We start from the raw sequence: 22009 nt of genomic DNA, 5'->3' as shown, positions 1-22009 counted from the left end.
CATGCCGCAGAAACCTCGCCGGGCCATCGCGCCCCTGGGCTCGCCGATCCTCGGAAACACGACCTACTCGCCGCGTCGTCGTCGTATTCGCGTGCAAGTCCTTCTCACCGTGTTCCTGCTGTCGGCGAACGCAATCGGGGCGGTGATCGCCGCCGTGTTGATCAGCGTGGTGGTGCCCGGTCCGGACGTCGTGAGGCCGCGTGAGTACTGGTGGGTCAACTTCCTCGTGCTCCCGATCTATCTGGTGTTCGCCTTCGTCGTGGGAGTCCTCTGGGGGACGAAGAGAACCGTCAACGGCCTGCGATGGGCGATCGAGGACCGCACCCCGACCTCCAAGGAGCAGAAGCGCACGCTGGCGATGCCGTGGCGCCTGACCCGTCTTCAGATCGGGCTGTGGATCGGCGGGCTGATCATCCTCACCACCGCCGACGGCATCATCGATCCCAACAGCATTCCCAAGGTCGCCTTCACCATCGCGTTCAGTGGCATCACCGTGTGTGCGTTCAGCTACCTGCTGACCGAGTTCGCGTTGCGCCCTGCGGCAGCGCGCGCGCTCGAGGCCGGCGATCCACGGCGCATACGCATCGCGGGGGTCATGGGCCGGTCCATCCTGTCCTGGTTGCTGGGAACCGGGGTGCCGGTTGCCGGCCTGATGGTCATCGCGATCGCGTCGTTCATCCGCAACGACACCAGCGCGGATCAGTTCGCCGTCGCGATCCTGGCGCTGGGCGGTATCACGTTCCTGTTCGGGTTCGCACTCACACTTCTGGGTGGGCTGGCAACGACCGCGCCGATCGACAACGTACGGTCCGCCATGTCCGAGGTGGAACGGGGCAACCTCGATGCCCGTGTCTCCGTCTACGACGGAACGGAGCTCGGTGAACTCCAGAGTGGTTTCAACCGCATGGCGGAGGGGCTGGCCGAGCGGGACAAGATCCGAGACCTCTTCGGCCGGCACGTCGGGATGGAGGTCGCCGAGGCGGCCCTGGCGAGCAACCCGGAGCTGGGCGGGGAGGAGCGGGACATCGCGGTGTTCTTCATCGACCTGGTGGGGTCCACGGAGCTCGCCTCGTCGAAGCCCCCCGTCGAGGTCGTCGACCTGCTCAACCGATTCTTCGACGTGGTGGTCGGCGAGGTCGACCGTCACCACGGTTTCGTCAACAAGTTCGAGGGCGACGCGGCGCTCGCCGTGTTCGGTGCACCCAGTCGTATCGACGACCCCTGCGGTGAGTCCCTCGCGGCCGCGAAGGCAATCATGCGTCGGCTGAGCGTCGAGGTGCCGGACTGCACGGCCGCGATCGGCATCGCGTCGGGCCGGGCCGTGGCCGGAAACATCGGCGCCAAGGAGCGATTCGAATACACCGTGATCGGTGACCCCGTGAACGAGGCGGCGCGGCTGTCCGAGCTGGCCAAGACGGTGGACGGGAAGATGCTGGCGTCGGCTCGCACCGTCGAGGATGCCGACGCCCACCGGGCGGGCGAGTGGTCCATCGGCGATGCCGTCACGTTGCGCGGTCGCGCGGAGGAGACTCGACTCGCGGTTCCCGCCTGACCTGCGGGGTCGAACGGGGCCCGCGGGCGCGTGCAGGCGGCGGGCCCGCGCTGTTCTAGGGTGTCCTGGTGCGTCTCGTCATTGCTCGTTGCCAGGTCGACTACGTCGGAAGGCTGACCGCGCACCTCCCGCTCGCGCGACGCCTGCTGCTGATCAAATCGGACGGGTCCGTGAGCGTGCACGCGGACGATCGTGCGTACAAGCCGCTGAACTGGATGAGCCCGCCGTGCTGGATGGTGGAGAACCCGGCCGGTTCGCTCGACGCGATGCCGGACGACGGCACCGTGGTCCCCGCCGATCGCCAACTCTGGGTGGTCACCAACAAGGCGGGCGAAGAACTGCGGATCACCATCGAGGACGTCGAACTCGACAGCAGCCACGAGCTCGGCATCGACCCGGGGCTGGTCAAGGACGGCGTCGAGTCCCACCTGCAGGAACTGCTCGCCGAGCACGTGAGCACCCTGGGGGAGGGCTACACCCTGGTACGGCGGGAGTTCCCCACGGCCATCGGGCCGGTGGATCTTCTCTGCCGCGCCGAGGACGGCGCGACCGTCGCGGTGGAGATCAAGCGCCGCGGCGACATCGACGGCGTGGAGCAGCTCACCCGCTATCTCGAGCTCTTGAACCGCGATCCGCTGCTCGCACCGGTGCGGGGCGTGTTCGCCGCTCAGCAGATCAAGCCACAGGCCAAGACGCTGGCGCACGACCGCGGTATTCGCTGTCTCACCCTCGATTACGACTCACTGCGGGGAATCGACACCTCGGAGTTCAAGCTGTTCTGACCGCTGCGCGAGGTGCTCGTCCGTCGTTTCGGCTGCGGTCGCCTACCATCGTGAACGTGCCGCGCCGCAACAATCAGCAACGAACCGGACGTTCCGCGCGCCCGAATCGCCCGTCGCCGACGTTCGGTGATGCCGTGGCACGCGTCGAATCCGGCCCCTCGTCGGACGGCGACGAGCGGTACACGGTGCGCCCGATCGCGGGCTCCCGCGCCACCAAGCCGTACCGGTGCCCCGGGTGCGATCAGGAGATCTTCCCCGGCGTGGCCCACGTCGTGGTGTGGCCGGCCGATCGCATCGGCGGCGCGGACGATCGGCGGCACTGGCACACCGGATGTTGGTCCGGCCGCCGCACCCGCGGTCTCACCCGCCGCTGGAGCTGACGGGTTCGACCGGGGGACTCAGCTGTCCCGGTTGCTCGCGGCCGCGTCGAGCGAGTCGATGTCGTCGTCCGCCAACTCGTCCGGAACCGCCGGGGCGTCGAGCAATTCGCTCTCCCGGTTGACCGATGCCAACATCGCGGGCACCGAATCCAACTGACCGCGGATTCCGAGCAACTGGGCGAGCACCCGGCCACGCAAGACCCGCAGTTCCTCGGCGAGCTCCTTGGCGTGTGCGATCCGACGCTCGGACTGCTCGGTGGCAGCCTGGAGGCGCCGCTTGGCCTCGGTGGTCGATTCCGCGAGGCGGCGTTCTGCGTCGGCCTTCGACTCGGCGATACGACTTTCCGCCTCGGCCTTGGAGTCGGCGAGGCGTCGTTCCGCCTCGGCCTTGGAGTCGGCCAGGCGGCGTTCGGCCTCCGCCTTGGAGTCCGCCTCCAGGTCGTCCACGGCCTTCATGACCTTGGTGCGACGCTCGGCCATCGTGATCTCGAAGTCCTCCTGGACCTCGGCCTGCTTCTGCTCGGCCTCGGCGGCCAGGCGATCTCGCTCGGCCCGCGCTTCCTCGACGATGCGAGCGGCCTCGGCGCGGGCCTCGGCCAACGTCGTCTGGTGCTCGGTCTCGAGCGCATCGCGTCGCTGGCGCAATTCGGCGGTGAGGCCCTCGTACTCCCCACGCATCCGGGCGCTCTCCTGCTCGGCGACGGAGATGGTCTCCGCTGCCTCCTCCTGCGCCTTCTGGCGGACCTCGGAGGCCTCGTCCGATGCGAGGCGCAGCATGCGAGAGATCCGGTCGCTCATGCCCTCGGCGGTGGTGGGCGGCACCGAGAGCCGGTCGATGTCCTTGCGGAGATCGTCGATCTCGTCGCGAGCGTCCTCGAGCTGGACGGCCAGATCGCGAGCCTGTGCCGCGGCGGCATCGCGATCGGTGGCCACGACACGGAGTTCGGCGTCGAACCGCTCGAAGTAACGCTGCACCTCGTCCTTGTCGTAGCCCTTGCGGACCACGTTGAAAGGCAACGAGCTGCCACCGATGACGTTGTCTTGAACCATGATCGCCAACTTACCGTCCTGCGCCCCGTTTCGGCGGCGCGGATACCCGAAGGCGGCGATCTAGCCCCGCGCGGGCTCGACCAGTTCGATCAGCACGCCGCCGGCGTCCTTGGGGTGCACGAAGTTGATGCGCGAATCGGCCGTGCCCCGCCGCGGCTCGTCGTAGAGCAATCGGGCGCCGCGGGCCCGCAGAAAGTCGGCGACGTTCTCGACGTCGGAGACGCGAAACGCGAGCTGCTGGAGTCCGGGACCGTTGCGGTCGAGGAACTTCGCGATGGTCGACGTCTCGTCCAGCGGCGCCAGCAGCTGGATCTGCGACGCCTGATCGGACGCGCCCGGAACCCCGAGCATCGCCTCGACCACGCCCTGGCTGTCGTTGACCTCCCGGTGCGTGACGGTCAGACCGAAGTGCGAGCCGTAGAAGTCGATGGCGGCGTCGAGGTCGGCCACGGCGATGCCGACGTGATCGATCGCGGTGACCAGACCGGCTCGGATCGCTTCGGCCGTCGCGGTGCCGGCGGGTGCTGCGTCGGTGCTCATCCCCCGACGGTAACGGGTGAACGCTCCGAACATACGGTGGCGTAGGTCACAAAGGAACGGCGCCACCGTGGTGGAACCCACTCGAGAGCCGTCGAAATCGGACATCGGGCTACGGCACAATGAACGTATGGCCGACAATTCCGTCTCGACGTCCCCCACTGTGTCCGGCACGCCCGCCCCGTCGCGCATGCCGATCGTCCGCATCTTCCGCGTCGTCGCCTTCGCGGAGGCCGTGACCTGGTTGCTGTTGCTGATCGGCATGGGGTTCAAGTACATCCCCAACCCCGGCAACGACGAAGCCGTGGCGCTCCCCGGTGCGTTGCACGGCGGCATGTTCGTGCTCTACCTGGTGGTGACGGTACTGACCGCGCTGACACTGAAGTGGAGCCGCAAGCTCACGATCGTCGCGCTGCTGGCCGGTATCCCGCCGTTCGGAACCGTCGTCTTCGAGATGTGGGCCGCGCGCACCGGCCGTCTGGCGCCCGCGGCGACCGTGCCCGGCACCGCGTCGCCGTCCGTGCGGAAGTAGTGACAAAATACCGGGTGTGACTCGACCCGGATCCCGCCCACCCGCACGCCCGTCCGCAGCCACCGCGGCCGCCATGTCCGGAGCCGTCGACCTCTCGGGGCTCAAGGCGAAGGCGCAGGCCGCGGCATCCCCGCCGCCGCCGGCCGCGTCCGACGGGACGCCGGTGGCGGTGACCGTCACCGAGGCCGATTTCGAGACACAGGTCCTGGTGAAATCCAACCAGGTGCCGGTCATCGTCAACCTTCTCTCGCCGCGATCCCCGCAGTCGCTGCAACTGACCGCAACGCTCGAGACGCTCGCCGCCGAAGGTGACGGCGCGTGGGTGCTGGCGAACGTCGACGTCGACGTCAACCCGCGTATCGCACAGGCCTTCGGCGTCCAGGCGGTCCCGACGCTCGTCGCCGTGGCCGCGGGTCAGCCGTTGGCCGACCTCCAGGGTGCACAGCCCGAGGAGAACCTGCGCCAGTGGCTCGGCGCGATCGCGCAGGCCGTGGAGGGCAAGCTCACCGGTCCGACCCCGGCCGACGGTGACGCGCCCGCCGAGGAACCCGAGGACCCGCGGTTCGACGCGGCCGAGAACGCGCTCGCCGAGGGTGACCTCGCGGGTGCCGAAGCAGCGTTCCAGGCCATCGTCGACGCCGAGCCCGGCAACAAGCAGGCGCTCAACGGTGTCCGCCAGGTGCGTTTCCTCGCGCGCGTCCAGACCCTGCCGGACGACGCGATCGAGCAGGCCGACGCGGCCCCGGACGACGTCGAACTCGGGCTGCAGGCCGCCGACGCGCTGCTCTACCAGCAGCGGACCGAGGAGAGCTTCGCGCGCATCGTCGAACTCGTGCGGCGTACTCGCGACGACGATCGCGCCACCGCTCGCGCGCGGCTGCTGGAGCTGTTCGAACTCTTCGACCCGGCCGATCCGCTGGTCATCGCGGCGCGGCGCAAGCTGGCCTCTGCACTCTTCTGACCCTCGGCCGGATCAGTTGTACCGGCCGGCGCAGGCGTCCTGTCCTCCCAGCACGCCGTGGCGGAACGCATCGACGCGGGCGAACCCGCTGGGCACGGTGCGACCGTCGACGTCGCTGGCCGCGAAGCCGTCCGTGAGCAGACCCGACACGGCCTCGTCCAGGTCCCCCGGAGACAGGGTGACCACGGCGCCGGCAGTGGGACCGTCCACGGACGGACTGAGGGCCGCGGTCACCGCACCGGAGAGGCATGCGGACCGCAACGGAGTTCGCGCGTCGGTCAGCGACTGCCCCGCCTGATTCTGTACGGAGAGCACGTAGCGAGACACGAAGAGCACGTAGGCGCTGTAGTCCCCGGTCACGTCGATGGGAAGCAACTCGTCGTCGTCGACCGCCGATGGTTCGCCGACGGCAGCCAGCGCGTCGACCGAGATGCCGATGGTGTTGGTGGCCGGGCAGTAGGACACCGGCTCGGTGGGGCGGGCGTCGGCGCACCCGGTGTCCGCGCCGGTGTACTCGACGGCCGGCGGGTCCGGGGTCGGGAGGACCTGCTCGAACGTGGCCGCGAACTGTTGGAGAGTCTCGCGTGTGACCGGTAGTTCACCGGTGTCGAACGGGTCGTCGAACGCGCGGGGCAACGTCGAGCGCCGCGATTCCACCTCGGCTTCGTCGATGGCCGTGCACGCGGCCGCCCCGTCGGTGAAGCCGATCTGTGCGGCGGTCACGCGCTCGAATGCGGAACCGTGAACGGACTCGGGGTCACCGGGGTCCACATCCCGGACGGCGACGGTGGCCGCGAGCACGTCGTTGAGGCCGTCCGCGGTGTTCAGGGTGAAGTGGGTGGACTCGCCTTCGGCCACGTGCCGCATGAATGCGCCTCCGAAGCAGTCGGCCTGTTGTTCTGCCACCAGGGTGGGATCGTCCTCGCCGATGAGTCCGGACCGGTTCTGGATCGCGTGCCCGTACTCGTGAGCGAGCACCATGACCACCGACATGGGGCCGAACGCGTCCATGATCGCGGGCATCAGGACGCCGCGATCCCAGCCGATGCTGTCGTCCGACGAGCAGTACCCGGCGTTGGCGAGATCGACGGTCGGATCGCCGCAGAACGTGGGCCCGTCCCCGGTCGTGGCATCCCAGGACAACAGGCGATCGACGGGGGCGAAATCGTCGCCGAACAGGGTGGGGTAGGTCAGCCGCCAGAACTTCTGGATGTCGTCGACGGCGTCGACCGCGATGACGTCGACCTCGGAGCCGTCGAATCCGACGACGTCGAGTCGGGCGTGGGCGACACCCGGCCGGGGCCCGGACGGCCCGTCGGTGACGTCGAGCCCGGCGACGGTGAAGGGATCGTCGTAGATGGAGACGGCGCGGCCGTCGACCACCGCACTGCATGCGGTCGAGGCCAGAGCCGCCACCAGCAACGACGCGACGGCGCTCACGATGCTCGTCGGGCGAACGCGAGCGCCGACCATCACTTCTCCAGTCTGAGCCAGATCGCTCCGTACGGCGGCAGCGCCACCCGAGCCGACGCCGGGCGTCCGTGCCAGGACTGATCGACGGCCTCGACCGATCCGAGATTCCCGACGCCCGAGCCACCGTAGGTCTCGGCGTCGGTGTTGAGGATCTCGGCCCATCGTCCCGTCTCGGGTAGACCGACACGGTACTCGCCGCGCGGAGAACCGGAGAAGTTGAACAGGCAGGCCACGACCGACCCGTCCTCGCCGTACCGGAGGAAGCTGAGCACGTTGCTCGCGGTGTCGTTCGCGTCGATCCAGGAGAAGCCTGCGGGCGAAGAATCCTGCGTGAACAGCTCGGGGCTGGCGACGTAGGTGCGGTTGAGGTCGCCCACCAGATCCATCACACCCCGGTGAAGCGCGTTGGTCCCGTCGCCCTCGAGCTCGTGCCAGTCGACACCGCGTTCGTCGGACCACTCCGCGGTCTGTCCGAATTCCTGGCCCATGAACAGCAGTTGCTTGCCCGGATGCGCCCACATGTAGGCGAGCATGCCGCGCAGACCGGCGGCCTTGGCCCAGTCGTCGCCCGGCTGGCGCGACCACAATGTGCCCTTGCCGTGCACCACCTCGTCGTGGCTGATGGGGAGGACGAAGTTCTCGCTCCACGCGTAGACGAGAGAGAAGGTCACCTCGTGGTGGTGGTAGGCGCGGTGGATGGGATCCCGGCCGATGTACCCGAGGGTGTCGTGCATCCACCCCATGTTCCACTTCATGGAGAAGCCCAGACCACCGAGATTGGTGGGGCGAGTGACGCCGGGCCACGACGTGGACTCCTCGGCCACGGTGACGACGCCGGGGTGGTGCTTGTGGACGGTGGCGTTCATCTCCTGCAGGAACGCCACGGCCTCGAGGTTCTCGCGGCCGCCGTGCACGTTGGGGCTCCACCCTCCCTCGGGACGGGAGTAGTCCAGGTAGAGCATCGAAGCGACGGCGTCGACGCGGAGACCGTCGATGTGGAACTCGTCGAGCCAGTAGAGCGCGTTCGCGACGAGGAAGTTGCGGACCTCGCTGCGGCCGAAGTCGAAGACGAGGGTGCCCCAGTCGAGTTGTTCTCCGCGCTGCGGATCACCGTGCTCGTACAGGGGGGAGCCGTCGAAACGCGCGAGTGCCCATTGATCCTTGGGGAAGTGGGCCGGAACCCAGTCCACCAGGACGCCGATGCCGTCGCGGTGCAGCAGGTCGACGAAGGCTCGGAAATCGTCCGGGGTGCCGAAACGCGAGGTCGGTGCGTAGTACGAGGTGACCTGGTAGCCCCAGGAACCGCCGAAGGGATGCTCCGCGACGGGCAGCAGCTCGACGTGCGTGAAGCCGGTCGCCCGCACGTGCGCCGACAGCTGCTCGGCGAGTTCGGCGTAGTTCAACCCCGGTCGCCACGAGGCCAGGTGGACCTCGTAGGTGCTCATCGGCTCCTTGTGGGGCTGACGGGTGGCACGCTCGTCCATCCACTCCTGATCGTTCCAGGTGTACGTGGAGTGGTTCACCACGGACGCGGTCGACGGCGGGACCTCGGTGGCGAAGGCCATCGGATCGGCCTTGTCGACGGTGGAGCCGTCCTTGCCGTGGACACGGAACTTGTACAGGGTGCCGGCCCCGATGTCGGGAACGAACAGCTCCCACACGCCGGTGGATCCGAGGACCCGCATCGGCCACGTCTGACCGCCCCACCCGTCGAACTCGCCGACGAGCGTGACGCCGACGGCACCGGGGGCCCACACGGCGAACGACGTGCCGGCCACCTCGCCGTCGGGGGTGGTGTACGAGCGGGTGTGGGCGCCGAGGATCTCCCACAGACGTTCGTGCCGCCCCTCGCCGAACAGGTGCAGATCGAGTTCACCGAGGGTGGGCAGGAAGCGGTAGCCGTCGGCGATCGTCACGTCGTGACCGCCTGGATACTCCACGCGCAGACGGTAATCCGACAGATCCTCGATGGGAACGAGGGTGCTGAAGACGCCCTGCGCCACGTGGGTGAGGGGGTGATCCGTGCCGCCGATGACGGCCGTCACGCTCTGCGCGTTGGGACGCAGTGCGCGAATCACGGTGCCCCCCTTCACCGGATGGGCGCCGAGGACGGAGTGCGGATCGTGGTGGTGCCCGCGGGCGAGCAGCGACAGATCGTGATTGCTCGGTGTCGCGACGGTGTCCGCCGCACCCGCTCCGGTCGAGGTGGTGTCGGTCATGATTTTCCTCCACGGAAGGCGAGCTCGGTGCGAGCCGGTTCGGGCACGGGCGGCAGCGCGACGATGTGGGCCACCGAGCGCCAGGGCTCGAGCTTGACGTAATTTGCCTGGCCCCACTCGAATTGCTGACCGCTCACCTCGTCGGTGACCGCCATGCGCTCCTGCCAGTCGCGACCGATGGACGGCATGTCGATCCACACCGTGCCCTCCTCGGCCCCGTAGGGGTTGAGGTTGATCACCACCAGAACGGCGTCACCGCTGACCGGATCGAACTTGGAGTAGGCGATCAGCGCGTCGTTCTCGACGTTGTGGAACGTGATGTTGCGCAGTTGCTGCAACGCCGGATGAGCCTTGCGAATCGCGTTGAGCGTGGTCAGCCACGGCTCCAGGGACTCTCCGCGGGCGCGGGCGCCCTCGAAATCTCGGGGACGCAACTCGTACTTCTCCGAGTCCAGGTACTCCTCGCTGCCCTCGCGGACCGCGAGGTGTTCGTAGAGCTCGTACCCGGAATAGACACCCCACGTCGGAGACAGCGTGGCCGCCAACGCCGCTCGCAGGGCGAACATTCCCGGCCCACCGTGCTGCAGGCTCTCGTGCAGGATGTCCGGGGTGTTGACGAACAGGTTGGGTCGACCCAGGTCCGCCTTGGCGGCGATCTCGGTGCCGAACTCCGTCAGTTCCCACTTCGCCACCCGCCACGTGAAGTACGTGTAGGACTGCGTGAATCCGCGTCGGGCGAGGCCGTAGAGCCGTGCCGGACGGGTGAAGGCCTCGGCGAGGAACAGCACGTCCGGATCGGACTTCTTGATCTCCGCGATGAGCCATTCCCAGAAGTCCGGCGGCTTGGTGTGCGGGTTGTCGACCCGGAAGATCTTGACGCCCTGACTGATCCAGAACTTCACGACCCGCAGGACCTCGGCGTAGATGCCCTTGCGGTCGTTGTCGAAGTTGACCGGGTAGATGTCCTGGTACTTCTTGGGAGGGTTCTCCGCGTACGCGATGGTGCCGTCGGGAAGAACGGTGAACCATTCGGGGTGGGCCTTGGCCCACGGGTGATCGGGTGCGCACTGCAGCGCGAAGTCCAGCGCCACCTCGAGGCCGAGCTTGCGCGCGGCCGTGACGAGATTGCGGAAGTCCTTGACCGAGCCCAGTTCGGGGTGCGTCGCGTCGTGCCCGCCCTCGACGGCGCCGATGGCCCACGGCGAACCCACGTCCGTCGGCCCGGGGGTGAGGGTGTTGTTGCGACCCTTGCGGTTGACGCGGCCCACGGGGTGGATCGGGGGGAAGTAGACGACGTCGAAGCCCATGGCGGCGACACGGGGGAGTGCACCGATGGTGGTCTCGAACGTGCCGTGCTTCGGCGTTCCGTCGTCGTTCCAACCGCCGGTGGACCGGGGGAAGAGCTCGTACCAGGACCCCACGAGGGCCTCACGGCGGTCGACCCACACGTTGATGGCCTCACCGCGGGTGACGAGTTCGCGCAGCGGGTTCGCCTGCAGCAACTCGCGGACGTCGGAGGTGAACGCGGGTGCCACGCGTGAGGGGAGGTGCATGTCGCTGCGGAGCGCGCTCACCACGTGCTCGAGCGTCGACCGGTCGGTGCGCCCGACGTTCTTGGCCGCGCGCTCGAAGAGTTGGGCACCGATCTCGAGGTCGTTGGCCAGCTCCTCGGGGCCCTGACCGACACCGAGCTTGGCCTCGACGCCGTGCATCCAGGTGGCGATGGGATCGCCCCACCCCTCGATGCGCGCGATCCAGAAGCCCTCGCGGTCGGGGGTGAAGAGTCCGTGGAAGATGTCCGGCTCCGTGCCGGGCGTCATCGGGATGTGTACCGACTTGCCCTGACCGGGTCCGCGCACCGCGAGGGTGGCGTTGACGGCGTCGTGGCCCTCGCGCCACACCGCGGCCGTGATCGGGAAGGATTCTCCCACAACGGCCTTGGCGGGATATTTACCGGACGATGTGTTGGGTAGTACGTCGTCGATGCCGATACGGCCTGTCACCGAAGCCCCTTTTCTGCTGGTGGTCGCCAGTTCTGGTGTTCGGAGGTGCATGGTCTGCCTGGCTGGTCTCGTGAAGATGTCCTGCCGCGCCCAACCGTAGTCGAGTCGGCTGCGCGGCGTCTGCTCTCGCGAGCCTTACCCGAATGCGCGACGAACAAACGCGGACTACGCCGAACGACGGTGCGCGCCGCGGTCGGCCCGTAGTGTTTCGACGCGTGAAAGCACTCCGTCGATTCACCGTCCGCGCCCAACTTCCCGATCGTCTCGCCGGCCTGGCCGAGCTGTCGGTGAACCTCCGCTGGTCGTGGCACGCACCCACCCTCGAGTTGTTCGAGAGCATCGATCCCGAGCTGTGGGTGTCCGGCGACCGCGACCCCGTGCGCATCCTCGGTGAGGTCGCGGCCGACCGGCTGACCTCGCTCGCCGAGGACGACGCGTTCGTCACCCGCGTCGACGATCTGCAGGCGGACCTGCACCGATACCTCGCGGAGCCGAGATGGTTCCAGCAGGAGCTCGAGGCCGGGGCCGACCTTCCCGCCGGGATCGCGTACTTCTCGATGGAGTTCGGCGTGTCCGAGGTACTGCCCAACTACTCGGGCGGGCTCGGCATCCTGGCCGGCGATCACCTCAAGGCCGCGTCCGATCTCGGCCTGCCACTGATCGGTGTCGGTCTGCTCTACCGCTCCGGATACTTCCGACAGTCGCTCACCGCCGACGGATGGCAGGCGGAGCGCTACCCGTCGCTCGATCCCCAGGGACTCCCGCTGCGACTGCTCACCGACGAGACCGGCGCCGCGGTGCTGGTGCACGTGGGCATGCCGGGCGACCGGGTGCTGCGGGCTCGCATCTGGATCGCGCAGGTGGGCCGAATTCCGTTGCTGCTGCTCGATTCCGACATCGCCGACAACGATCCGGATCTGCGCGGGGTGACGGACCGGCTCTACGGCGGTGACCAGGACCATCGGGTGAAGCAGGAGATCCTCGCCGGCGTCGGCGGCGTCCGGGCCGTGCGGGCGTACACCTCGTATCACGGTCTCGACGATCCGAGCGTGTTCCACATGAACGAGGGTCACGCAGGCTTCCTCGGACTCGAACGCATCCGGGAACTCGTCGCGGATGCGAAGAACGGGCTCGATTTCGACGCGGCGTTGGCGGCGGTGCGTGCCTCGACGGTGTTCACCACGCACACCCCCGTCCCGGCGGGCATCGACCGGTTCCCGGCCGAACTCGTTCGTCTCTACTTCGGCGACGGCTCCGCGGAGTCCTCGCTGCTGCCCGGTATCGACCTCGATCGCATCCTCGAACTGGGTCGCGAGGGCGATCCGGCGCTCTTCAACATGGCGCACATGGGCTTGCGCTCGGCGCAGCGCGCCAATGGGGTCTCGCGACTCCACGGGCAGGTCAGTCGCGGAATGTTCGACGAGCTGTGGCCGGGATTCGACGCACGTGAGGTACCCATCGGGTCCGTCACCAACGGCGTCCACGCTCCCACCTGGGCGTCGCCACGCTGGTCGGAGCTGGGGGAGAAGGCCGAGGGGACCCGGCCGATGGAGGAGGCGCGCGGCTGGGAGCAGCTCCAGGACGTTCCCGCCGACGAGCTGTGGCGAACACGCAACGACCTCCGCGCGGAGCTCGTAGCCGAGGTGCGGCGCCGTGTGCGCAACTCCTGCATCGAGCGGGGCTCGACCGAGGCCGAGCTCGCCTGGACCGACGACGTGTTCGATCCGTCCGTGCTGACGGTGGGATTCGCCCGACGCGTGCCCACCTACAAGCGGCTCACGCTCATGCTGCGCCAACCCGAACGGCTGCGCGCGATGCTGCTCGACCCGGACCGCCCCGTTCAGCTGGTGGTCGCGGGTAAATCCCACCCCGCCGACGACGGCGGCAAGGCCCTCATCCAGCAGATCGTGCGCTTCGCCGATCAGGAGGACGTGCGACACCGCATCGTCTTCCTGCCGGACTACGACATGTCGATGGCCCGCTTCCTCTACTGGGGCTGCGACGTCTGGCTCAACAACCCGCTGCGTCCGCTCGAGGCCTGCGGCACGTCCGGCATGAAGTCCGCGCTGAACGGCGGATTGAACCTGTCCATCCGCGACGGATGGTGGGACGAGATGTACGACGGGGAGAACGGCTGGGCCATCCCCACCGCCGACGGAGTCGTGGAGGAGAGCCGACGCGACGACCTCGAGGCCGCCGCCCTCTACGAGCTGCTCGAGAAGTCGGTGCTGCCCAAGTTCTACGACCGGGGTACCGACGGCCTGCCGGTCCGGTGGGTGGAGATGGTGCAGCACACCCTGCACGTTCTCGGGCCCAAGGTGTTGGCCTCCCGCATGGTTCGGGATTACACCGAGCAGTACTACGGGCCGGCCTCGCGTGCGGGTCGACAGGTGGCCGCGGACGGATTCGCGGGCGCCAAGGCCGTCGCCGAGTACCGGCGGCGTATCGACGCGGCGTGGCCCTCGGTGACCGTGCTCGACGTCGACAGTGACGGGCTGCCCGACACCCCGGTGCTGGGGGCGACACTGTCCATCACCGCCACCGTGGAACTCGCCGGGCTGAGCCCGGAGGACGTGACCGTTCAGGCCGTGTTCGGACACGTCGACCAGGACGAGAACCTGACCGACGTGGTGACGGTGCCGATGGCGCTCGCCGGGCCCGGACACGACGGCGGACAGGCGTGGTCGATCGACACCACGCTCCCGCTGTCCGGATCGGTGGGCTACACCGTGCGCGTCCTGCCCCACCACCCGCTGCTGGCCGGAGACGCCGAGCTCGGGCGCGTGGTCGGGCCCGTCCAGCACTGATCAGGAGGTCAGGCGGGTGAGTGCCTTGCGCACGATCTCCGGGTCGGTGGTCTCCCAGAACGGCGGCAACGACGCGCGGAGGTAGCCGCCGTACCGGGCCGTCGCCAACCGGGGATCGAGCACCGCGACGACCCCGCGATCGTCGACGCTGCGGAGCAACCGACCCACGCCCTGGGCCAGCAGGAGTGCGGCGTGGTTGGCGGCGACGGCGAGGAAGCCGTTGCCGCCGCGGGACTCCACGGCGCGCTGACGGGCGACGAGCAGGGGATCGTCGGGCCGCGGGAACGGGATGCGGTCGACGATCACCAGGGTGAGCGAGCGGCCGGGGACGTCGACGCCCTGCCACAGCGACAGGGTGCCGAACAGCGATGTCGCCTCGTCCTTCGCGAACCGTTCGACCAGCGCGCCCGTCGCGTCGTCACCCTGACACAGCACCGGGGTGTCGAGGCGTTCGCGCATCTCGGCGGCGGCGGCCTTCGCCGCGCGCATCGAGGAGAACAGTCCCAGCGTGCGGCCACCGGCGGCCTTCACCAGCTCGGCGATCTCGTCCAGCTGGGACGGTGAGGTCCCGTCACGGCCGGGAGGCGAGAGATGCTTCGCGATGTAGAGGATGCCCGCCTTGCCGTGATCGAACGGGGAGCCGACGTCGAGCGAGTTCCAGCGGAACGACTCGGTGTCCGACGGTGCCTGCGTACCCGTGGCCAGGGCCGCGTCGACTCGCGTCGGGTTCTCCGCCGGAAGTCCCCAGTTGACGGCGAGGCCGTCGAAGGAGCCGCCCACGGTGAGCGTCGCCGACGTGAGCACCACCGTCGCCTCGGCGAACAGGCGAGTACGCAGGAGTCCGCCCACGGAGAGCGGCGCCACGCGCACCACGCGCCGCACGACGCCCCGAAACTCGTCGACCGACAACCACACCACGTCGCGTCGCTTGGCCGGATCGGTCTCCTGGAAGGTCTCGAGGATGCGCACCGCGGTGTCGTGGACGTCGTCGATCGCGGCCAGGGCGGCGGTGCGGGCGGCGGCGACGTCGGGATCGGCGGCCGCGCCGCGCTCGGTGGGCCCGATGGCCGTGCGCACCGCCCAGGCGGAGTCCCGCACGGCGGCGAGGGTCTGGCCGGCCCCGTCGGGGAGCTCCTCCCAGCGACCGCCGACGAGTTCGTCGAGCAGCGCGGCGAATCCCTCCGCGGCGGAGGCGAGCCGATCGAGGATCTCGTCCTCGACCAACTTCCCGCACCGGCGCATGGCGGCGCCGATCGCGGTGGCGGACATCTCGGCCGTGGCGGCCGAGGTCACCCGGTCGACCAGCTCGTGGGCCTCGTCGATGACCACCACGTCGTGTTCCGGGAGCACCTGGATGCCGGTGATGGCATCGATCGCGAGCATGGCGTGGTTGGTCACGACGACGTCGGACTTGGCCGCGTCGACCTTCGCGAGTTCGGCGAAGCAGTCCTCGCCGTAGGGGCACCGAGCCTTGCCGAGGCACTCCCGCGACGTGACGCTCATCTGCCGCCACGCCTGATCGGAGACGCCGGGAGTGAGCTCGTCGCGGTCACCGGTCTCGGTGTCCGACGACCACTCGGTGATGCGCTTGACCTCGCGGCCGAGGCGGGAGACGGTGAACGCGTCGAACAACTCGTCCTCGGGTGCCTCCGACGGCGCACCGTGCAGTTTGTTGAGGCACAGGTAGTTGCCCCGACCCTTGAGGATCGCGAACTGCGGCGTGCGGGACAGGGCGCCGGTGAGGGCCTTGGACAACCGCGGAAGATCGCGGTCCACGAGCTGACGTTGCAAGGCGATGGTCGCCGTCGACACGACGACGGTCTTGCCCGAGGTCACCGCGTGCCGCAGGGCCGGGACCAGGTAGGCCAAGGACTTTCCGGTGCCCGTTCCGGCCTGGACAGCGAGGTGCTCACCGGTGTCGATGCTGTGCGCCACCGCCGACGCCATGGTCAGCTGCGCCGTGCGCTCGGTGCCGCCGAGGGCCGTCACCGCGGTGCTCAGCAGGCTGGGGACGGGAGGCAGTTCGGACTTCGGCACCGTGCGAGGTTACGCCGTCGGGCGGCGGAAACCGGACAGCCCCGGTTCGCCCGTGTGTTCTATCGGGTGGACGCGACTCCGTGGTCGGCGAGCTCGGCCAGCACCGAGGGAACGTTCGACGGAGTCACCGCAGCGCAGTAGTCCACGAGCACGGTCGTGGTGAACCCAGCGGCGGCCGCGCCCAGGGCTGTCGCGCGCACGCAGTGGTCGGTGGCCAAGCCCACGACGTGGACCGAATCGACCCCGCGGGCGCGCAACCACGGCGCCAACGCGGTGCCGTCCTCGGCGGTGCCCTCGAATCCGGAGTATGCGGCCTCGTACTCGCCCTTGGAGAATACGGCGGCCACCGACGAGAGATCGAACGACGGGTGGAAGTCGCATCCCGGGGTGCCGACGACGCAGTGCGGTGGCCAACTGTCGACGAAATCGGGTGTGTCGGAGAAGTGGTCGCCGGGGTCGATGTGGTGATCACGGGTGGCGACGACGACGTCGTACTCCGCGCCCGCCACGAGCATGCTCACGGCTTCGGCGACGCGAGTCCCACCCTCGACTCCCAGCGCACCGCCCTCGCAGAAATCGTTCTGGACGTCGACGATCACCAGTGCGGTAGTCACGGCTACGAGAATACCGTCGGGATCGCCGGGTCTCCCTGCGAGAGCCCGAGCCCCTCCCACGGCAGCGACTTCAGGCCCGACGCCACCGCGGCGCGCGCGTCCTCGAGCGTGCCGACGCCGTCGCAGACCTCACCGCCGCGCACCAGCGGGACGGTGAGTTCGCGGACCTCGTACGGTTCCGAGTCCGGGGTCGGAGCGTCGGCGGGAAGCACGACCTCCTCCACCACGATGCCGGTGCGGCGGGACAGGCGCACGCCGCGCTTGCGGCCGCCACGCGACTCCTTGTGCGAGCTGCGCTTCGCCACCGGCAGTCCGTCGACCTCGACGAGCTTGTAGACCATCGACGCCGTGGGTGCCCCGGATCCGGTGACCACCGAGGTCCCCACCCCGTAGCTGTCCACCGGCTCCGCGCGCAGCGACGCGATCGCGTACTCGTCCAGGTCTCCGGAGACCACGATGCGGGTCCCCGTGGCGCCGAGGTCGTCGAGTTGGCGGCGAACCTGACGGGCCAGCACACCGAGGTCACCCGAATCGATGCGCACGCCGCCGAGTTCGGGTCCGGCCACCGCGACGGCGGTCGCGACGCCTTCCGTGATGTCGTAGGTGTCCACCAGCAGCGTGGTCCCGACGCCCAGAGCGGCGATCTGCGCGGTGAAGGCGGCGGCCTCGTCCGGACCGTTCCGGTCGGTGTGCAGCAGCGTGAACGCGTGCGCGCTGGTACCGGCTCCGGGCACGCCGTGGCGGCGGGTCGCCTCGAGGTTCGACGTGGCGGTGAACCCGGCGAGGTACGCCGCGCGTGCCGACGCCACCGCACCCTCCTCGTGCGCGCGGCGCGATCCCATCTCGATGAGGGGACGACCGTCGGCCGCCCCGACCATGCGGGCCGCCGCCGCGGCGATCGCGCTGTCGTGGTTGTAGATCGACAGCACGAGGGTCTCGAGCAGCACGCACTCGGCGAAGGTGCCGTGGACCGTCAGCACGGGGGAACCCGGGAAGAACAACTCGCCCTCGCGGTAGCCGTCGATGTCGCCCGAGAACCGGTGGTTCCGCAGCCACTCCAGCGTGGTGTCGTCCAAAAACGTCGAGAGCGACGCCAGCTCGTCCGGCCCGAACCGGAAGCGGGTCAGCGCGTCGAGCAGCCGTCCGGTGCCCGCGACGACGCCGTAGCGGCGCCCGCCCGGCAGCCGCCTCGCGAAGACCTCGAAGGAACAGGATCGGTGCGCCGTCCCGTCGCGCAACGCGGCCGAGAGCATGGTCAGTTCGTAGCGATCGGTGAACAGCGCGGTCGAGGTCACCCTCGCACTGTGTCAGACCGAAGGGCGGCGAGTCGGTTCTCGGGCCGCACGCCACGCCGTATCCTGGTGGGCATGGCTTCGGAGATCACCACGAGACCGCTCGTCACGGCCACCGTTCCCCAGGCCGCACCGGGGGAGACGGAAGCGGTGGCAGTCGAGGAACGGGCCGCCGAGGACACCCCCTGGGTCACCATCGTCTGGGACGACCCCGTGAACCTCATGCACTACGTCACCTACGTGTTCCAGAAGCTCTTCGGCTACAGCAAGGACAAGGCCACGGAGCTGATGATGCAGGTGCACTCGGAGGGCAAGGCCGTCGTGTCGAGCGGGGCACGGGACAAGATGGAGATCGACGTGCAGAAACTGCACAGTGCGGGCCTGTGGGCCACCATGCAGCACGACGTGTGACAGCGCGGCTCACAGCGACACCACACCGACCCCCGCACACCGACACCCCGCACACCGACACCAAGGAAGAGGCGCCGACGACGTGCGTATGTGGACCCGCAAGAACGGTTTGGGCGGACCCAAGTTCAAGACCGAGATGGACGGTCGCGAAGTAGCCGTGCTGTCCTCGCTCGTCGAATCCGTGGTGGGGTTGCTCGATCGTCGCACCGCGGACGCCCCGGCCGACGACCTCGCGGAGCTGACCGGCATCCGCTCCGGGAACACCGCGCCCCCCGAAGACCCGACGCTGGCTCGGTTGCTGCCGGACTTCCATCGCCCCGAGGCGGCCGATCTCGGGGAGAGCGACGCCGAGGGACCCGGATCGCTCGCGAACCAGGCGGACCTCAACGGTGCGCTGCGCGGACTGCACGAGCCCGACATCATCGACGCCAAGCGGCTGGCCGCGACGACCATTCTGTCGACCCTGCCTGCGGGCGGCGGCAAGCTCGCGTTGACTCCCGAGCAGGCGGAGCAGTGGCTCGTGGGGCTCAACGACGTGCGGCTGGCGCTGGGCACCACGCTCGGCATCGACGCCGACACCCCCGAGCAGCTGCCCGAGGACGATCCGCGGGCTCCGCACCTCGACGTCTACCACTGGCTGACGTGGATGCAGGACTCGCTGGTTCAGACCCTGATGCCGTGAGCGAGGGCCCGCACGATCGGTTGACCGACGTGCGCGGACTGCTCGTGGGGCATCACCACGTCCTCGACGACGCGGTGTCGCTCACCGATCCGAGGTCCGGCGCGGACGGTCGGGGCGGCGCCACCGGGTGCACGGTGGTGCTCACCACCTCGCCCGCCACGGCGGCGGTCGACGTACGCGGCGGCGGGCCGGGCACCCGCGAGACCGATCTGCTCGACCCCTCGCACTCGGTGCAGAAGGTCGATGCGATCGTCCTGACCGGCGGCAGCGCCTACGGTCTGGCCTCGGCGGACGGCGTGATGCGGTGGCTCGAGGAACAGGGTCGCGGCGTGCGCATGGGAAGCCCCCGCCTGGTGGTGCCGATCGTGCCCGCCGCGGTGATCTTCGACCTCCCCGTGGGGGACTGGTCGGTGCGCCCGGGCGCCGACTTCGGGTACCGCGCGGCCGAGGCGGCGGGTACCGCGTTCGACTCGGGAAGCGTCGGAGCCGGAACGGGCGCACGCGCCGGCGTGCTCAAGGGTGGCGTCGGAACCGCCTCGACCGTGCTGGACTCCGGTCCGGCCGCCGGGGTCACGGTCTCCGCCCTCATGGTCTGCAATCCCGTCGGGTCGGTGTTCGATCCCGAGACGGGAATGCCGTGGGGGTTCGGTGCGTCCGGCGCACCGGATCGCGGTGTGCGGCCTCCGTCCGCGGACGACCGCCGTGCGGCCGCCGCTCTGGTGGACAAGGCCACCTCGCTCAACACCACCATCGGTGTCGTGGCCACCGATGCGCCGTTGACGGCGTCCGGGTGCCGCCGCCTCGCGGTCGCCGGTCACGACGGTCTGGCGCGAGCGGTGCGGCCCGCGCACTCACCTCTCGACGGCGACACCGTGTTCGCGCTCGCCACGGGCACTCGAATTCCGGAGGCGGGGGATCCTGCGGATCCGATGATGATGGCCGATCTCGCTGTGCTCGACGCGGTGTGTCGCGCGGCGGCTCCGACGGTGGAACGGGCCATCGCCGACGCCGTGCTGTCCGCGGTGTCGGTGGCCGGGGTGCCGTCGTACCGCGAGGTGTTCCCCTCCGCGTTCGGCTGAGCAGTCGGCGGTGTCCGATATGGTCGAAGGTGGGTAGACAACGCCGACGACGTGCCCGATCAAGGAAGTGACCATGACCCTCGGATCCCCCGGTGCCGCCCCCGCGGCTCCCACCCGCAACCGCTCGCGGTGGAAGAGCGCGGCCTCGGTCACGCTGGCCTTCGTCGCGCTGCTCTACGTCATCGAGGCGGTGGACGTGGCCACCGGTCTTCGCCTCGACGCCGCCGGTATCCGGCCCCGGCAGATCGACGGTCTGGACGGCATCGCGTTCGCCCCGGTCCTGCACCACGGGTGGGACCACCTGTTCGCCAACACCGCGCCGCTGCTGGTTCTCGGCTTCGTCCTCATGCTGTCGGGAATCGGACGCGGCATCGCCGTGACCTCGGTCGTGTGGATCGTCGGTGGCTTCGGCACGTGGCTGACGGGCGGAACGGCGACGCTCCACGTGGGGGCCTCGATCCTGGTGTTCGGCTGGTTGTCCTACCTGATCGTGCGCGGTGTCTTCGCCCGCAACCTCGGCCAACTGGTGGTGGGATTCCTGGTGCTCGTGGTCTACGGCAGCGCGCTGTGGGGTGTGCTCCCGACGCAGCCGAACGTGTCGTGGCAGGGCCACCTGTTCGGCGCGCTGGCCGGGGTGTTGGCGGCCTGGATGTTCGCCTCGGATTCCCGGAGTGCCCGCACGCAGAAGACGCCGACTCTCCCGCACACTCGGTGACGGCAGCGCCCGACGACGACCCCGTCGGCGGGTCGCGGAATCGGTCGGTCGACTCCGCGTGGGATCGCGCGTGAATCGGGAGGGGGGCATGGCAGCATGACCGGCATGCGTCTGACGATCCTGGGTTGCTCGGGCAGCGTGGCGGGCCCGGATTCGCCGGCGTCCGGATACCTGCTCGAGGCGCCCGACACCCCACCGCTGGTGATGGACTTCGGTCCCGGGGTTCTCGGGGCCCTGCAGCGGTACGTCGATCCCGCGGACGTCACGGTGCTGCTCTCGCACCTGCACGCCGACCATTGCCTCGACGTTCCCGGGTTGCTCGTGTGGCGGCGCTACCACCCGAACCCGCCCGCCGGCCGCGCCCTGGTCTACGGACCGTCGGACACCGCCTTCCGGCTCGGGGTGGCGTCGGCGGAGAGCGGCGGCAGTATCGACGACATCTCCGACACCCTGGACCTGCATCGCCTGTCCGACGGCAAGATCTTCGGATTCGGCTCGCTCACCGTCCAGACCCGACGCGTGTTCCATCCCCCCGAGTCGTACGGCATCCGCATCGACACCGGCGAGGGCCGCGTCCTCGCCTACACCGGTGACACCGGTATGTGCCAGGCCGTCCGCGACATCGCGCACGGCGCCGACGTGCTGCTCGCGGAGGCGTCCTGGACGGACGACGCGAGTCGGCCGACCGGTGTCCACCTGTCCGGAACCGAGGCCGGGCGCCTCGCCACGGACGCGGGCGTGGGGGAGCTCCTGGTCACTCACATTCCGCCCTGGATCTCGCGCGAGGACGTCGTGGCGGAGGCGAAGGCGCAGTTCGACGGGCCGGTCCACGCCGTCTCGCCCGGTGACGTCTTCGAGATCTGACCGCGGCTAGGGTGGGAAT

Annotated in this window: 19 protein-coding genes; 11 read left to right on the top strand and 8 right to left on the bottom strand. The window is 69.4% G+C overall.

What is annotated here, in order from left to right:
- Position 1: 1 nt before the first annotated feature.
- The 3 genes from ACY466_RS15290 to ACY466_RS15280 all read left to right on the top strand — a co-directional run bounded on the left by ACY466_RS15290 (position 2) and on the right by ACY466_RS15280 (position 2714).
- The gene (locus ACY466_RS15290) at positions 2-1552 is read left to right on the top strand and encodes an adenylate/guanylate cyclase domain-containing protein (protein WP_463246301.1); all 1551 of its coding nucleotides are present in this window, start codon (positions 2-4) and stop codon (positions 1550-1552) included.
- Positions 1553-1620: 68 nt separating this feature from the next.
- Positions 1621-2334 carry an endonuclease NucS gene (gene nucS / locus ACY466_RS15285; RefSeq protein WP_463246299.1) on the top strand — a complete coding sequence of 238 codons (714 nt, stop codon included), beginning with the start codon at positions 1621-1623 and terminating at the stop codon, positions 2332-2334.
- A 56-nt stretch (positions 2335-2390) separates the two neighbouring features.
- Positions 2391-2714: an ATP/GTP-binding protein gene (locus tag ACY466_RS15280; RefSeq protein ID WP_463246297.1), complete on the top strand. Its 324-nt coding sequence runs from the start codon at positions 2391-2393 to the stop codon at positions 2712-2714.
- An 18-nt stretch (positions 2715-2732) separates the two neighbouring features.
- Here the strand turns inward: ACY466_RS15280 and ACY466_RS15275 are convergent, their stop codons facing one another.
- Both ACY466_RS15275 and mce read right to left on the bottom strand, forming a co-directional pair.
- Positions 2733-3764 carry a hypothetical protein gene (locus ACY466_RS15275; RefSeq protein ID WP_463246295.1) on the bottom strand — a complete coding sequence of 344 codons (1032 nt, stop codon included), beginning with the start codon at positions 3762-3764 and terminating at the stop codon, positions 2733-2735.
- Positions 3765-3824: 60 nt separating this feature from the next.
- Positions 3825-4304: a methylmalonyl-CoA epimerase gene (mce, locus tag ACY466_RS15270; protein WP_463246293.1), complete on the bottom strand. Its 480-nt coding sequence runs from the start codon at positions 4302-4304 to the stop codon at positions 3825-3827.
- A gap of 187 nt (positions 4305-4491) precedes the next feature.
- On the opposite strand from mce, the gene ACY466_RS15265 reads away from it, so the two are divergent.
- Entirely contained in the window at positions 4492-4833 is a 342-nt protein-coding gene (locus ACY466_RS15265; protein WP_463252317.1) for a DUF3817 domain-containing protein, read from the top strand.
- Between the two features lie 73 nt (positions 4834-4906).
- Positions 4907-5794 carry a co-chaperone YbbN gene (locus ACY466_RS15260; RefSeq protein WP_463252316.1) on the top strand — a complete coding sequence of 296 codons (888 nt, stop codon included), beginning with the start codon at positions 4907-4909 and terminating at the stop codon, positions 5792-5794.
- 12 nt (positions 5795-5806) lie between these two features.
- Here the strand turns inward: ACY466_RS15260 and ACY466_RS15255 are convergent, their stop codons facing one another.
- From ACY466_RS15255 to ACY466_RS15245, 3 genes are read right to left on the bottom strand one after another with little or no spacing between them, the layout of a single operon-like run.
- Positions 5807-7267: a neutral zinc metallopeptidase gene (locus ACY466_RS15255; RefSeq protein WP_463246291.1), complete on the bottom strand. Its 1461-nt coding sequence runs from the start codon at positions 7265-7267 to the stop codon at positions 5807-5809.
- Positions 7267-9486, bottom strand: a complete 2220-nt coding sequence (glgB, locus tag ACY466_RS15250) for a 1,4-alpha-glucan branching protein GlgB (protein ID WP_463246289.1) — start codon at positions 9484-9486, stop codon at positions 7267-7269. Before glgB ends, ACY466_RS15255 begins: the two co-directional genes overlap by 1 nt.
- Entirely contained in the window at positions 9483-11489 is a 2007-nt protein-coding gene (locus ACY466_RS15245) for a maltotransferase domain-containing protein (protein WP_463246287.1), read from the bottom strand. Before ACY466_RS15245 ends, glgB begins: the two co-directional genes overlap by 4 nt.
- A gap of 215 nt (positions 11490-11704) precedes the next feature.
- Between ACY466_RS15245 and glgP the strand changes: the two genes are divergently transcribed.
- Positions 11705-14296: an alpha-glucan family phosphorylase gene (glgP, locus tag ACY466_RS15240; protein ID WP_463246285.1), complete on the top strand. Its 2592-nt coding sequence runs from the start codon at positions 11705-11707 to the stop codon at positions 14294-14296.
- Here the strand turns inward: glgP and ACY466_RS15235 are convergent, their stop codons facing one another.
- From ACY466_RS15235 to ACY466_RS15225, 3 genes are read right to left on the bottom strand one after another with little or no spacing between them, the layout of a single operon-like run.
- On the bottom strand, positions 14297-16333 hold the full coding sequence (locus tag ACY466_RS15235; protein WP_463246283.1) for an ATP-dependent DNA helicase: 2037 nt from the start codon (positions 16331-16333) through the stop codon (positions 14297-14299).
- A gap of 59 nt (positions 16334-16392) precedes the next feature.
- Positions 16393-16947 (bottom strand): isochorismatase family protein, encoded by a 555-nt coding sequence (locus ACY466_RS15230; RefSeq protein WP_463246281.1) that lies wholly within the window; start codon positions 16945-16947, stop codon positions 16393-16395.
- Between the two features lie 2 nt (positions 16948-16949).
- A complete protein-coding gene (locus tag ACY466_RS15225) occupies positions 16950-18242 on the bottom strand; it encodes a nicotinate phosphoribosyltransferase (RefSeq protein ID WP_463246279.1) in 1293 nt (430 codons plus the stop codon).
- Between the two features lie 72 nt (positions 18243-18314).
- Here ACY466_RS15225 and clpS point away from each other — a divergent pair, with 72 nt between their 5' ends.
- The 5 genes from clpS (at position 18315) to ACY466_RS15200 (ending at position 21990) form a co-directional block, all read left to right on the top strand.
- Positions 18315-18650, top strand: coding sequence for an ATP-dependent Clp protease adapter ClpS (gene clpS, locus ACY466_RS15220; protein ID WP_463246277.1), 336 nt, complete (start codon positions 18315-18317; stop codon positions 18648-18650).
- An 82-nt stretch (positions 18651-18732) separates the two neighbouring features.
- Complete coding sequence (aosR, locus tag ACY466_RS15215; protein ID WP_463246275.1) at positions 18733-19332, top strand: oxidative stress transcriptional regulator AosR; 600 nt, start codon at positions 18733-18735, stop codon at positions 19330-19332.
- Positions 19329-20411, top strand: coding sequence for a P1 family peptidase (locus ACY466_RS15210; RefSeq protein ID WP_463246273.1), 1083 nt, complete (start codon positions 19329-19331; stop codon positions 20409-20411). Before aosR ends, ACY466_RS15210 begins: the two co-directional genes overlap by 4 nt.
- Positions 20412-20484: 73 nt before the next feature.
- Positions 20485-21126: a rhomboid family intramembrane serine protease gene (locus ACY466_RS15205; protein ID WP_463246272.1), complete on the top strand. Its 642-nt coding sequence runs from the start codon at positions 20485-20487 to the stop codon at positions 21124-21126.
- 105 nt (positions 21127-21231) lie between these two features.
- Positions 21232-21990, top strand: a complete 759-nt coding sequence (locus ACY466_RS15200; protein WP_463246270.1) for a cyclic nucleotide-degrading phosphodiesterase — start codon at positions 21232-21234, stop codon at positions 21988-21990.
- The last annotated feature ends 19 nt before the right edge of the window (positions 21991-22009 follow it).

This window comes from Rhodococcus sp. K11/5 (assembly GCF_055193735.1).
This window is presented reverse-complemented; position numbering and strand designations above follow the sequence as displayed.